Source organism: Actinocorallia sp. A-T 12471 (assembly GCF_033875155.1).
GTDB lineage: Bacteria > Actinomycetota > Actinomycetes > Streptosporangiales > Streptosporangiaceae > Actinocorallia.
Window position 1 is genome coordinate 172,740 of record NZ_JAWZTE010000009.1, and the last position, 12,063, is coordinate 184,802.

At 72.4% G+C, this 12,063-nt stretch carries 12 protein-coding genes and 1 riboswitch; of the genes, 9 read left to right on the forward strand and 3 right to left on the reverse strand.

Annotated features, from left to right (window positions below; all coding sequences use genetic code 11):
* Positions 1-7: 7 nt before the first annotated feature.
* Complete coding sequence (locus tag R9X44_RS24050) at positions 8-1,732, forward strand: serine/threonine-protein kinase (RefSeq protein ID WP_319816522.1); 1,725 nt, start codon at positions 8-10, stop codon at positions 1,730-1,732.
* A 22-nt stretch (positions 1,733-1,754) separates the two neighbouring features.
* Here the strand turns inward: R9X44_RS24050 and R9X44_RS24055 are convergent, their stop codons facing one another.
* The 3 genes from R9X44_RS24055 to R9X44_RS24065 all read right to left on the reverse strand — a co-directional run bounded on the left by R9X44_RS24055 (position 1,755) and on the right by R9X44_RS24065 (position 3,834).
* The gene (locus R9X44_RS24055; protein ID WP_319816523.1) at positions 1,755-2,759 is read right to left on the reverse strand and encodes an LLM class F420-dependent oxidoreductase; all 1,005 of its coding nucleotides are present in this window, start codon (positions 2,757-2,759) and stop codon (positions 1,755-1,757) included.
* Positions 2,760-2,822: 63 nt separating this feature from the next.
* Positions 2,823-2,999 (reverse strand): DUF397 domain-containing protein, encoded by a 177-nt coding sequence (locus tag R9X44_RS24060; protein WP_319816524.1) that lies wholly within the window; start codon positions 2,997-2,999, stop codon positions 2,823-2,825.
* Between the two features lie 4 nt (positions 3,000-3,003).
* Positions 3,004-3,834, reverse strand: coding sequence for a helix-turn-helix transcriptional regulator (locus tag R9X44_RS24065; protein WP_319816525.1), 831 nt, complete (start codon positions 3,832-3,834; stop codon positions 3,004-3,006).
* Between the two features lie 163 nt (positions 3,835-3,997).
* Here R9X44_RS24065 and R9X44_RS24070 point away from each other — a divergent pair, with 163 nt between their 5' ends.
* From R9X44_RS24070 to cobC, 8 genes are all read left to right on the forward strand, one after another.
* Positions 3,998-4,420 carry an ATP-binding protein gene (locus tag R9X44_RS24070; RefSeq protein WP_319816526.1) on the forward strand — a complete coding sequence of 141 codons (423 nt, stop codon included), beginning with the start codon at positions 3,998-4,000 and terminating at the stop codon, positions 4,418-4,420.
* Positions 4,421-4,535: 115 nt separating this feature from the next.
* A riboswitch (cobalamin riboswitch) is annotated at positions 4,536-4,603 on the forward strand.
* Positions 4,604-4,660: 57 nt separating this feature from the next.
* Positions 4,661-6,670, forward strand: a complete 2,010-nt coding sequence (locus tag R9X44_RS24075; protein WP_319816527.1) for a putative cobaltochelatase — start codon at positions 4,661-4,663, stop codon at positions 6,668-6,670.
* A 37-nt stretch (positions 6,671-6,707) separates the two neighbouring features.
* Positions 6,708-7,310, forward strand: coding sequence for a cob(I)yrinic acid a,c-diamide adenosyltransferase (cobO, locus tag R9X44_RS24080; protein ID WP_319816528.1), 603 nt, complete (start codon positions 6,708-6,710; stop codon positions 7,308-7,310).
* Positions 7,307-8,662 (forward strand): cobyrinate a,c-diamide synthase, encoded by a 1,356-nt coding sequence (locus R9X44_RS24085; RefSeq protein ID WP_319816632.1) that lies wholly within the window; start codon positions 7,307-7,309, stop codon positions 8,660-8,662. Before cobO ends, R9X44_RS24085 begins: the two co-directional genes overlap by 4 nt.
* The gene (cbiE, locus tag R9X44_RS24090; protein WP_319816529.1) at positions 8,653-9,840 is read left to right on the forward strand and encodes a precorrin-6y C5,15-methyltransferase (decarboxylating) subunit CbiE; all 1,188 of its coding nucleotides are present in this window, start codon (positions 8,653-8,655) and stop codon (positions 9,838-9,840) included. Before R9X44_RS24085 ends, cbiE begins: the two co-directional genes overlap by 10 nt.
* A 2-nt stretch (positions 9,841-9,842) precedes the next feature.
* Entirely contained in the window at positions 9,843-10,262 is a 420-nt protein-coding gene (locus R9X44_RS24095; RefSeq protein WP_319816530.1) for a cobalamin biosynthesis protein, read from the forward strand.
* Positions 10,259-10,846, forward strand: a complete 588-nt coding sequence (locus R9X44_RS24100; protein WP_319816531.1) for a precorrin-8X methylmutase — start codon at positions 10,259-10,261, stop codon at positions 10,844-10,846. Before R9X44_RS24095 ends, R9X44_RS24100 begins: the two co-directional genes overlap by 4 nt.
* 2 nt (positions 10,847-10,848) lie before the next feature.
* Positions 10,849-11,961, forward strand: coding sequence for an Rv2231c family pyridoxal phosphate-dependent protein CobC (gene cobC / locus R9X44_RS24105; RefSeq protein WP_319816532.1), 1,113 nt, complete (start codon positions 10,849-10,851; stop codon positions 11,959-11,961).
* Positions 11,962-12,063: the final 102 nt, after the last annotated feature.

A 12,063-nucleotide genomic window follows, 5' to 3' on the forward strand; every position in this document is an offset into this window, starting at 1 on the left:
GCAGCCCATGACGCAGGAAGATCCGCAGCGGATCGGCCCCTACCGCCTGCTCGACCGGATCGGCCGCGGCGGCATGGGCACGGTCTACCTCGCCGAGGACCCCCAGGGCGTCCGCGTCGCGGTGAAGGTGATCAACGCCGAGCTCGCCGACGAGGCGTCGTTCCGCGACAGGTTCCGCCGCGAGGTGACCGCCGCGCGCAGCGTCCGCAGGTTCTGCACCGCGAGCGTCCTGGACGCCAACCTCGAGGCCGACCCGCTGTACGTCGTCACCGAGTACGTGGACGGCCCCAACCTCGACGACCACATCCGCCTGTCCGGGCCGATGACGGGCTCGACCCTCGAACACCTGGCGGTCGGGGTCGCCACCGCCCTGTCGGCGATCCACGGCGCGGGCATCGTGCACCGCGACCTGAAGCCGGGCAACGTGCTGCTGTCGCAGCTCGGCCCGCGCGTCATCGACTTCGGCATCGCCCGCGCGCTGGACACCACGTCGGCGGCGACCCGTACCGGGACGTTCGTCGGCACGCCCGCCTACATGGCCCCGGAGGTCATCAGGGGCGAGGAGGCGACCCCGGCCGCCGACGTGTGGGCGTGGGGCTGCGTCGTGGCGTTCGCCGGAACCGGCGTCGCGCCCTTCGCCGCCGCGAACATCCCCGCGATCCTCTACCAGGTCACGCAGGGCGAGCCGAACCTCGACGGGCTCGACCCGTCGGTCCTGGAGATCGTCAGGCTCGCGCTGAGCCGCGACCCCGTCCAGCGGCCCAGCGCGCTGAGGCTGCTCGAACTGCTGACCGGCCAGTCCGAGGTCGACCCGGCGAAGGTCGCGCCGACGATCGCGGCCGCGGCGTGGCCGTCGGGGCAGACGACCCGCGACAGCGTCCCGCCGCCGCTCGCCGCGCCCGGCGCTCTCGCGGCGGCTCCGCCCGCCCCGGGTCCCGCGCAGGCGTGGTCGCCGATGCTGCCGCCGCCGTCACCGCCGCCCACCGCCGCGCCGCCCGCCGGGTCGAGCGCGGCCAAGCGGCCCAACCGCAGCGGACGCCAGTACCTGCTGGTCGGCGCGGGCACGGCGGTCGCCGCGGTCGCCGTCGGCGCGTTCCTGGTCGGCAGCGGCAAGGGTGTGCCGGACTCGGCCGAGCACTGGAGCGACGACTTCTCCGGCACCTCGACGGGCTGGGCCGACGACTACAACAAGCTGCGCGCCTACCTCGGCGGCGGCTACCAGATGAAGACCGCGCAGCGCGACCTGGTCGTGCAGTCGCTCGCGCCGATGAAGACCGAGCTGCCCGCCAGGACCCTGCTGTCGGTCGACCTCAAGGCGCAGGGCTCGCCCGGCGGGAAGGTCGGCCTCGTCTGCCTCGGCCCGAACACCAGCCAGGTCGACGGCTACCAGTTCCTCATCCGCGTCGACGGCAAGGGCGCGGTGCTGCGCCGCGTCGTCGTGGGCCAGGACGCGACCGCGAGCACGAAGGAGCTCGCCGTCCTCGCCGAGGACGTTCCCGGCTTCGACACCGGCGAGAAGAACCGGGTGCAGGCCGCGTGCGAGGTCGACGCGAAAGCCAAGTCCGTCAGGCTGCGGCTGTGGGTGGACGGCGAGTTCGTCCTCGAGCACCGCGACGAGCAGAGCCCGCTGCTGACCGGCCAGGGCGGCCTCATCATCATCCAGGACGACTGGGACAACAAGGGCGTCGTCGCGGACTTCGACAACTTCGAGGTCGGCGAAGTCCGCGACTAGCCCCTGCCGGCTGCCGCGTCGCTCAGGCGTCCACGAGCGCGCGGATCGCCTTGAGGGTGGGCTCGTCCTTGACGCCCGCGACGAGCAGGGTCGTCACCGGGCTGGCCTTCCACAGTTCGAGCCGCTCGGCGATCCGCTCGAGCGGGCCGAGCAGGGAGATGGAGTCGGCGAGGCCGTCGGGGACCGCCTTGATCGCCTCGTCGCGGCGTCCGGCGAGGAACAGCTCCTGGACGCGCTCGGCCTCCTCGGCGTAGCCGAGCCTGCCGATGAGGTCGAGGTGGAAGTTCTTGTCCTTGGCGCCCATGCCGCCGATGTAGAACGCCAGCGGGACCTTGGCCCAGGTGAGGGCCTCCTCCAGCGGGGCCACGACCGTCGTGACCGTCGCGGTGATCTCGAAGCCCGGCCTGCGTCCGGCCAGGGACGCGCCGAAGACCTCGTCGATCTTCTCCGGGTCGCAGAACAGCGGGAGCCAGCCGTCGGCCTGCTCGGCCGCCAGCGCGACGTTCTTGGGCCCCTCGGCCCCCAGGTAGATGGGGATCTCGGGGCGCAGTGGACGGGTGATCGACTTCAGCGGCTTGCCGAGGCCCGCACCGCCCGGGTAAGGCAGCGGGTAGTGCGGGCCGTCGTTGACCACGGGCGCCTCGCGCGCCCAGATGTCGCGCACGATGCGCAGGTACTCGCGGGTCCGGGCCAGCGGCCGGGGGAACGGCACGCCGTACCATCCCTCCACGACCTGTGGTCCGGACGCCCCGAGGCCCAGGATCAGCCGCCCGCCGGACAGCGCGTCGAGGGTGAGCGCGTGCATCGCCGTCGCCGCCGGGGTACGGGCGGACAGCTGCACCACCGCGGTGCCCAGTTTGATGCGCGACGTGCGCGCCCCGTACCAGGCGAGGGTGGTGAAGGCGTCCGATCCGTACGCCTCGGCGGTGAACACCGAGTCGTATCCCTGCCGCTCGGCGGCCAGTACCGTCTCGGTGGCGTCCTCCGGGTCGCGCTGCCAGTAGCCGACGTTGATCCCGAGCTTCACGTGTCCTGCACCTCCAGATGGCCGTGCTCATGGCCGTGCACTGGAGACTAGAACATGTTCTAGTTATTCTGAAAGCCCCCGCAGGAGGTCGGTGAATCCGGCGGGGGACAGCGTCACGGTCGGCAGGTGGGGGTTCTTGGAGTCGCGGATCGCGCACGCGCCGCCGGAGAGCGCGGCGACCTCGACGCACTGGTCTCCACTGCCGCTGTAAGAGGACTTGCGCCAGATGAGCTGAGCCACGGATTTACTCCTTAGCCGCCTCGGCCAGCAGCCGGACGGATTCTGCGGGGGACAGCGCCTCGTCTTCGATGCGCTCGAACCGGGTTCTGTGTTGGGTTATTGCCTCGGCGCTCTCCACGTACACGTCACCCATGGTGCCTTCTACGTAGGCGATATCGGGGTCGGCCGGGTCCTGGAACGACAGAATGGTGAACCTGCCGTCAAGCCCCGCGTGGGCGCCGCTTGAGTACGGCATCACCTGGATCGTGACGTTCGGGCGGTCCGCCGCCGTCACCAGGGCGAGCAACTGCTCCCGGATGACGGAGTCTCCGCCGATCGGCCGGCGCACGGCCGACTCGTCCAGGATCACGTGCAGGTGCGGGGCGTCCTCACGGTCGAGAAGCGCCTGACGCTGCTTGCGCGCGTGGATTCTGCGGTCGATGTCGGCCTTCGACGGCAGGAAGCGCCCGGCGGTGATGACCGCGCGGGCGTAGTCCTCGGTCTGCAGCAACCCGTGGACGAGCTGGGAGTCCCAGTTGCGGATCTCCGAGGACTCGTCCTCCAAACCGACATAGGAGCCGCTGAAGACGTCCACGTAGGCGGTCCACCAACCCATCTGGCGGGCCTCGCGGGAAAGGGTGAGCAAAGCGTCCCTGTCGGGGCTGGCGACCCCGTACAGGTCAAGGAGTTCGGCGACGTCGCGGGGTCGCGTCTGGCCGGTCTCCAGACGGGACACCGTCGCGCGCGACCAGCCGAGCCGGTCCGCGACGTCTTGAAGGGTGAGGCCTTGGTTCTCACGAAGGCGTCGAAGCTCGCGCGCGAGTCGGCGCCCTCGTACGGTCGGACGGTAAGTCATAGGGACGAGTCTGCTGCGGACTTGCGTTTACGTACATAAGAAACCAAGAATCTTCGCGAACTCTGTTGCAAGGGTGAGATTCCCACGACAGCCTGAGCATCGTGACTGTTCGGGAGCAGCGCGTATTCGTTGCTCCGTCAGGGGCCCCGGCGAAAGGGCGGTTGTGGAGCTGGCAAGGGACCTGGGACGCACCTGGGCATGGACGCTGCCGACCGACGCGACCTGCGCCAGGACCGCGCGCCGGCTGGTCAGGCAGACCCTCGCCGAGCTGGGCGTGGACGACGAGGCGGTGGACGACGCCGGGCTCATGGTGAGCGAGCTGGCGACCAACGCGCACCAGCACGCGGCCGAGCACACCCCGCACGAGCTGTGGATCTCGTGCCTGGACGAGTTCGAGTTCTCGTGCGCGGTCTTCGACGCGCTGCCGACCCGCGACCTGCCGCTTGAGTTCGGCCGCGCGGACTACGGCAGGGGGCTCAGCATCGTCGCTGAGCTGAGCAAAGGCCGCTGGGGCACCGAGGCGGCGCACGCGCGGCTCGACCCCCGGGTGCGGGGCAAGGCGATCTGGTTCAGCGGCCCCCGCTAATGCGAACTTTCTACAACTAAGGGAGAGTTTCACACTCGGTGGGTGGGCCGTCCGGTTCGGGGTGGTCTCGTCGGCGGGCACCGCCTGTGGGATGCTCTTTTCCGGCGTGTTCATGGAGGAACCCGGTGGAATTCCGGGGCTGTCCCGCAACTGTGACCGGCGTTCGCCGGAAGTCAGGAACTCAGGGCCGCCGTGTTCAGTTCACCCCGACCGGGCGAGGAAACCCGAGGGAAGGACGTCGTGCCGTCACACGCCGCGTACCCGTTCAGCGCCGTCGTCGGCATGGCCGACCTCAAGCTCGCGCTGCTGCTCAACGCGGTGTCGCCCGCGGTGGGCGGCGTCCTGGTCAGGGGTGAGAAGGGCACAGCCAAGTCGACTGTCGTGCGCGCGCTTGCGGCCCTGCTGCCCGAGCTTTCTGCGGTGCCGGGCTGCCGCTTCGCCTGCGATCCCGACGCGCCCGATCCCGAGTGCCTCGATGGGCCGCATGACGGCCCCGCCGCCTCCGAGCGGCGTCCTGCCCGGCTCGTTGAGCTGCCGGTGGGGGCGTCGGAGGACCGCCTGACCGGCTCGCTCGACCTGGAGAGGGCGCTCACCGAGGGCGTGCGCGCGTATGAGCCCGGCCTGTTGGCCGCCGCCCATCGGGGCGTGCTCTACGTGGACGAGGTCAACCTCCTGCACGACCATCTCGTGGACCTCCTCCTCGACGCCGCCGCGATGGGCCGCGCGTTCGTCGAACGGGAGGGCGTCTCGGTGCGGCATGCCGCGAGATTCCTGTTGGTCGGGACCATGAATCCGGAGGAGGGGGAGTTGCGGCCCCAACTTCTCGACAGATTCGGTCTGACCGTAGAGGCGGCCGCGACGCGTGATCCGGCGGAGCGCGCCGACGTCGTCAGGCGGAGGCTCGCGTACGAGGCCGATCCCGAAGGCTTCGCGCTGTCTTACCGGGAGGAAGAGCGCGCGCTGGGCGGGCGGATAGCGGCCGCGCGGGCGCTGCTGCCCGAGGTCGCGCTCGGCGACGCGGCGCTCGGCGCGATCACCGCGATCTGCGCGGGCTTCGACGTCGACGGGCTGCGCGCCGACCTCGTCACCGCGCGGACCGCGATCGCGCTCGCCGCCTGGCACGGGCGGCGCGAGGTCACCGAGGACGACGTCCGCCAGGCGGTCCGGCTCGCGCTGCCGCACCGGCGCAGGCGCGACCCGTTCGACGCGCCCGGCCTCGACGAGCAGCGTCTGGCAGAGCTGATGGAGGAGAACTCCTTCGAGCCGGAGGACGACCCGGACCCTTCGGGCGGGGGCGAGCCGCCGTCCGAAGGGCCGGACGGGTCGGCTCAGGGCGGCGACGCCCAGGGCGGTGACGCCCAGGGCGGTGACGCGGACGCGGGCCAGGGGGATGCGGGTCAAGGGGGCGAGGGTCAAGGAGGCGCGGGGCAAGGTGAGGGCGCTCCGGTGCCCGTCCCTCAGCAGTCGTCGGCGGGCGCGCCCTTCAAGCCGCGGCTGTTCACCGTGGAGGGCGTCGGAGAGGGCGCGCCAGGACGCAGGTCCAAGGCGCGCGGCACCACCGGACGCGTCACGGGTGCGGCGAGACGGGACTCGGGGGCGGTCCATCTGACGGCCACGCTACGGGCCGCCGCCCCGCACCAGAAGGCACGCGGGCGTAGCGGACCCGGCCTTGTGCTGTCGGGACATGACGTCAAGAGGGCGGTCCGGGAAGGGCGTGAAGGCAACCTCGTGCTCTTCGTCGTGGACGCGAGCGGCTCCATGGCGGCCCGTAAGCGGATGGCCGAGGTGAAGACCACGGTACTGTCCCTCCTCCTTGACGCCTACCAACGGCGCGACAAGGTGGGGCTCGTGACGTTCCGGGGTACGGGGGCCGACCTCGCGCTGCCGCCGACGTCGTCGGTGGAGGCGGGCGCGCGGAGGCTGGAGAGGATGCCGACCGGGGGACGCACCCCTCTGGCGGCGGGCCTTGAGCGTGCCGCGCGGGTGCTGCGGACCGAGGCCCTGCGGGACCCGTCACGGCGTCCCCTTGTCGTCGTCGTCACCGACGGACGGGCGACGCACGGCCCCGACCCGCTGACCGTCGCGTCGGCTTTCGCGGGCGTGCGGACGATCGTGGTCGACTGCGAGAGCGGCCCGGTAAGGCTCGGACTCGCCTCCGACCTCGCCCGCGCGATGGAAGCCGAACTCGTGCCCCTCGACGGCCTGGGCTCCCTCGCGAGGGTCGTCCGGGAGACGAGGCGGGCGGCATGACGCCGAAGACAGGACACAGGGAAGGCGGGCAGGGCTGATGCCGCAGGGCAAGCCGGAGAACGTCCCGGATGACGGCCTCACCACCAGGCAGCGGCGTACGCAGCCGCTGCTGATCGTGCACACCGGCCCCGGCAAGGGCAAGTCGACGGCTGCGTTCGGGCTCGCGCTGCGCGCCTGGAACCAGGGCTGGCCGATCGGGGTGTTCCAGTTCGTGAAGTCGGCAAAGTGGCGGATCGGCGAGGAACGCGCGCTGCTGGCGCTGGGCGCGTCCGGCGAGGGCGCGCCCGTCGACTGGTTCAAGATGGGCGAGGGCTGGTCGTGGATCCAGCGGCCCGGCACCGAGACCGACCACGCGGCCGACGCCCGCGACGGCTGGGCGCGCATCAAGGCCGACCTCGCGGCCGAGAAGTACGGAATGTACGTCCTCGATGAGTTCACCTACCCGATGAAGTGGGGGTGGATCGACGTCGACGACGTCGTGGCGACGCTCGCCGCGCGGCCCGGGCGTCAGCACGTCGTCATCACCGGACGCGACGCCGACCCGCGGCTGCTCGAGGCCGCCGACCTCGTCACCGAGATGACCAAGGTCAGGCACCCGATGGACCGCGGGCAGAAGGGCCAGAAGGGCATCGAGTGGTGACGCCGAGGCTCGTCGTGGCGGCCGCGTCGTCGGGCGCGGGCAAGACGACGATCGCGACGGGCCTCATGGCGGCCTTCAGCGCGCGCGGCCTCGCGGTGTCCCCGCACAAGGTGGGCCCCGACTACATCGACCCCGGCTACCACGCCCTGGCCACCGGCAGGCCGGGCCGCAACCTCGACCCGTTCCTGACGTCCGAGGAGGCGGTCGCGCCGCTGTTCCGGCACGCCGCCAACGGCTGTGCCGCCGGAGGTTGTGACATCGCGGTGGTCGAGGGCGTCATGGGCCTGTTCGACGGGCAGACCGGCGGCGGCGACTTCGCCTCGACCGCGCACGTGGCGCGGCTGCTCGGCGCGCCCGTCGTGCTCGTGGTGGACTGCGCGTCGGCGGGCCGCTCGATCGCGGCGGCCGTACACGGCTTCATGACGTTCGACTCCGGCGGGCACGGCAGGGTCAGGATCGGCGGGGTGATCCTCAACCGGGTCGGCTCCGACCGGCACGAGGAGATCTGCCGGGCGGCGATGGCCGAGCTCGGCGTGCCCGTCCTGGGCGTCCTGCGGCGTCAGGGGGACCTGGCGACCCCGTCGCGGCACCTGGGGCTCATCCCGGTCGCCGAGCGGCGTCCCGACGCGCTGGAGGCCGTCCAGCGGCTCGCCGCGACCGTCGCCGCGTCATGTGACCTCGACGCGCTGCTGGCGCTCGCCAGGACCGCACCGCCGCTGGACGCCCCGGCCTGGGACCCGCACGCGGAGGTCGTCCGCGTCTCGGAGGACTCCCCGGTGGTGGCCGTCGCGGGCGGCTCGGCCTTCACCTTCGGGTACGCCGAACAGAGCGAACTGCTGGAGGCGGCCGGAGCGCGGGTGGTCTCCTTCGACCCGCTGCGCGACGAGGACCTTCCCGAGGGGGCGCGCGGACTCGTCATAGGCGGCGGCTTCCCCGAGATGTACGCCGCCGAACTCGGCGGCAACAAACGCCTCATGGACACCATCGCCGCCTTCACCGGCCCGGTCTACGCCGAGTGCGCCGGGATGCTCTACCTCGCGCGCGAACTCGACGGCGTCCCCATGTGCGGCGTCCTTGACGCGACGGCCGCGATGACCCCAAGGCTGACGCTCGGCTACCGCAGCGCGGTGGCGATCCGTGACTCGGTCGTCGCACGGGTGGGGGAGCGGGTGCGCGGGCATGAGTTCCATCGGACCGCGATGACGCCCCCGCACGGCACGACCCCCGCATGGCAGTGGACCACCGACGGGCCCGAGGGGTTCGTCCGGGACCGCGTGATCGCCTCCTACCTTCACCTGCACTGGGCGGGCAGCCCCCGGATCGCGGAAAGGTTCGTGGCAGCATGCGCGTGACGGTGATCGGCCTCGACGGCGGACCCCTCGACCCCGAGGCACGCCGCCGCCTCGACGCGGCCACCCTCGTCGTGGGAGGGGCGCGTAACATCGCGGCCGCCTCCCTCCCCGAGGAGGCCGAGACCCTTGTGCTCGGCCCTCTGGAGCCCGCCTTGGACGCGCTCGCCGCGCACGAAGGCGACCCTGTGGTCCTGGCCAGCGGAGACCCCGGCTTCTTCGGGATCGTCCGGGCGCTGCGCGAGCGCGGACACGCCCTTGAGGTCTTCGCCGCGCGCTCGTCTGTGGCGCTCGCCTTCGCGCGCTCAGGCATGTCGTGGGACGACGCCCTCGTGGTGTCCGCGCACGGCAGGGACCTACGCCGTGCCGTCAACGCGTGCCGCGCGCACCCGAAGGTCGCGGTGCTGACCGCCCCCGGGGCCGGGCCCGCCGAACTCGGCAGAGAGCTGCACCCGCAGACGCCGCGCGCCTTCGTCGTCTGCGAGAACCTCGGAGGCCCCGAGGAAAGGGTGATGCGCGTACGTCCCGCCGAAGCCACCACGCGGCCCTGGAAGGACCCGAACGTCGTCATCGTCTACGACCCGCGCAGGCCCGTCGGGCCGTCAGGGTGGATCGCGGGGGCGCGGCCGGGGCCCGACGGCTGGGCGCTGCCGGAGAGCGAGTTCGAGTACCGCGCGGGCCAGATCACCAAGGCCGAGGTCCGCGCGCACATCCTGGCCAGGCTCGGGCCGCGCGTCGGCGACCTCGTCTGGGACATCGGCGCGGGCAGCGGCTCGGTCGGCATCGAGTGCGCGCGGCTCGGCGCGGCCGTCGTGGCCGTCGAGCGGGACGAGGAGTCGTGCGCGCGCATCCGCCGCAACGTGCAGCGGCACGGCGTGAAGGTCGCGGTGTCGCGCGGCGCGGCCCCCGACGTGCTCGACCACCTTCCTATCCCCGACGCGATCTTCGTCGGAGGCGGCGGCCTGAAGACGATCGAGGCGTGCGCGCCGAGGGCGTTGCGCGCGATGGTCGTCTCCCTGGCCGCCGTAGAACGCGTCGGTCCCACCCTCGACCTCCTGAAGGCCGAGGGGTATGCCGCGGAGGCCGTCCAGCTCTCCGCATCCCGCTTCGCCGCGCTGCCCGACGGCACCCACCGGCTCCAGCCCAACAATCCTGTCTTCGTGGTCTCCGGGGTGCGCTGAAGGTGACGGCGCTCACGCACCCGCAAGGCCGGGCGACGTACGTGCTCGGCGTGGGAGCGCGTAAGGGAGTCTCCTTCGAGGAAGTGGACGCGCTCGTCCTCCGGGTCCTCGCCGAGGCGCGCGTACGGCCGGACGAGGTCACCGCGCTGGCGACCGTCGAGGCGAAGGCCGAGGAGGCGGGTGTGATCGCCGTCGCGGAGGCCCACGGGTGGAATCTGATGATCTTTCGGGCCGATACGCTTGCCGCAGTGCCGGGTGCGCGAGCCGGACATGCGGCGCGTAAGGCCGTCGGCACGGGCAGCGTGGCCGAGGCCGCGGCGCTCGCCGGGGCCGGGTCGGGGACCGCCCAGCTCGCGGTGGCCAAGACGCGCTCGGCACGGGCTACGGTGGCCCTGGCGCGGGTTAGGGAGGAATCAGGATGAACGTGCGGCAGCCGCACCCGATCGAGGTCGCCTCGTACGAGATCCTCCGGTCCCGGGTTGACCTGTCGCCCATGCCGCCGCTGTGGCGCGCGGTCGCCGAACGGGTCATCCACGCCAGCGCCGACCTCGAGTACGCCGTCGACCTCGTGACCGACGAACGCCACCTGCGCCGCGGCCTCGACGCGCTGCGCTCGGGCGCGCCCATCGTCACCGACGTGCCCGCCGTCGCCGCCGGGATCACCGAGCGGCAGTCGGTCTGCCCGATCGACGACCCGGCCGCCGTCCGCATGGCCAAGGCCGCGGGGATCACCCGGTCGGCCGCCGCCGTCCGCCTCGCCTACTCCGAGGTCGGTCCCGGCGCGGTGTGGGTCGTCGGCAGCGCCGCAAGCGCGCTTGAGGAACTGATCCTTCGCGGGGTGCGGCCCAGCCTCGTCATCGCGCTGCCCGTCGGGTTCGTCGGCGCGGCCGAGGCCAAGGCCAAGCTGCGCGGCAGCGGCCTCCCGCAGGTCAGCAACGTGAGCGAGAAGGGCGGCGCGAGCGTCGCCGCGGCCGCCGCCAACGCCCTCCTGTACTTCCAGGGCTAGCCATGTCCGCGTCCCCCGGTCTCTCCCACGACCCGTCCCAAGGTCGCCCGCGCGACCCGGCCCACGACCCGTCCCAAGGGTTTCCGGTCGAGGATCTCGCGCATCATGGGGACGCCGAGGTCGGGGCGGGGCTTGCGGACTTCGCCGTCAATGTGCGGGCGGGCACGCCGCCGTCGTGGCTCGCCGAGATCGTCCGCGACTCGCTCACCGGCCTGGCCGCCTATCCGGACGGCGCCCGTGCGCGCGCGGCGGTCGCGCGCAGGCACGGCCGTCCGAGCGGCGAGGTGCTGCTGACGTCCGGCGCGGCCGAGGCGTTCGTACTGCTCGCCAGGGTGCTGCGGCCGCGCCGCGCGGTCGTGGTGCACCCGCAGTTCACCGAGCCCGAGGCGGCGTTGCGCGCGGCAGGGCACAACGTGGACAGGGTCGTCCTTGACGGCGCGTTCACCTTCGACCCCGCCTCGGTGCCCGCCGACGCCGACCTCGTGGTGATCGGCAACCCCACCAACCCGACCTCGGTCCTGCACCCGTCCCGGGCGATCAGGGCGCTGCTGCGGCCCGGCCGTACCGTCGTGGTGGACGAGGCGTTCATGGACTGCGTGCCCGGCGAGCCGGAAAGCCTCGCCGCCGACCCCGGCGTCGTCGTCCTGCGCAGCCTCACCAAGACCTGGGGGCTCGCGGGACTGCGCGCGGGTTACGTCCTCGCCCCCGCCGAGCTGATCACCGCGCTGGAGTCCGCGCAGCCTCTGTGGGCCGTCTCCACCCCGGCCTTGGCCGCCATAGAAGCCTGTATGAGCGACCGCGCGTACGCCGAGGCGGAGGCGTGGGCCGCAGAGTTGACCGCCCAGCGCGAACACCTCACGCGGGAGCTGGGGGCACTCGGCCTCCACGTGGTCCCTGAAGCCCGTGCCTCCTTCCTCTGCGTACGCGCGCGCGTAGGAGTCCGAGACGCCTTGCGCGAGCGCGGATACGCCGTACGCAGGGGGGACACCTTCCCGGGCCTCGGCCCCGAGTGGATCCGGATCGCGGTGCGCGACCCCGCCGCGACCCGCGGACTCGTCGCCGCGCTCGCCGAGGTGTTGTCGGATTCTTCCGAGAACGTCACGATCATGGGCTGAAGGGCCCTTGTGGCGAGCAGCCCTCGCCCGGCCGAGTACCTTTGTCCCAGCGGTACGACCAGCCACTGGTCACCGCGTCGCCGACACAGTTTTTCTGTAGAT

Bases quoted from the DNA above. Each gene is read 5' to 3' on its own strand.
- R9X44_RS24050 (WP_319816522.1), top strand. From the start codon at position 8: ATGACGCAGGAAGATCCGCAGCGGATCGGCCCCTACCGCCTGCTCGAC.
- cbiE (WP_319816529.1), top strand. From the start codon at position 8,653: ATGCGCGTGACGGTGATCGGCCTCGACGGCGGACCCCTCGACCCCGAG.
- cobC (WP_319816532.1), top strand. From the start codon at position 10,849: ATGTCCGCGTCCCCCGGTCTCTCCCACGACCCGTCCCAAGGTCGCCCG.
- R9X44_RS24065 (WP_319816525.1), bottom strand. From the start codon at position 3,834: ATGACTTACCGTCCGACCGTACGAGGGCGCCGACTCGCGCGCGAGCTT.
- cobO (WP_319816528.1), top strand. From the start codon at position 6,708: ATGCCGCAGGGCAAGCCGGAGAACGTCCCGGATGACGGCCTCACCACC.
- R9X44_RS24100 (WP_319816531.1), top strand. From the start codon at position 10,259: ATGAACGTGCGGCAGCCGCACCCGATCGAGGTCGCCTCGTACGAGATC.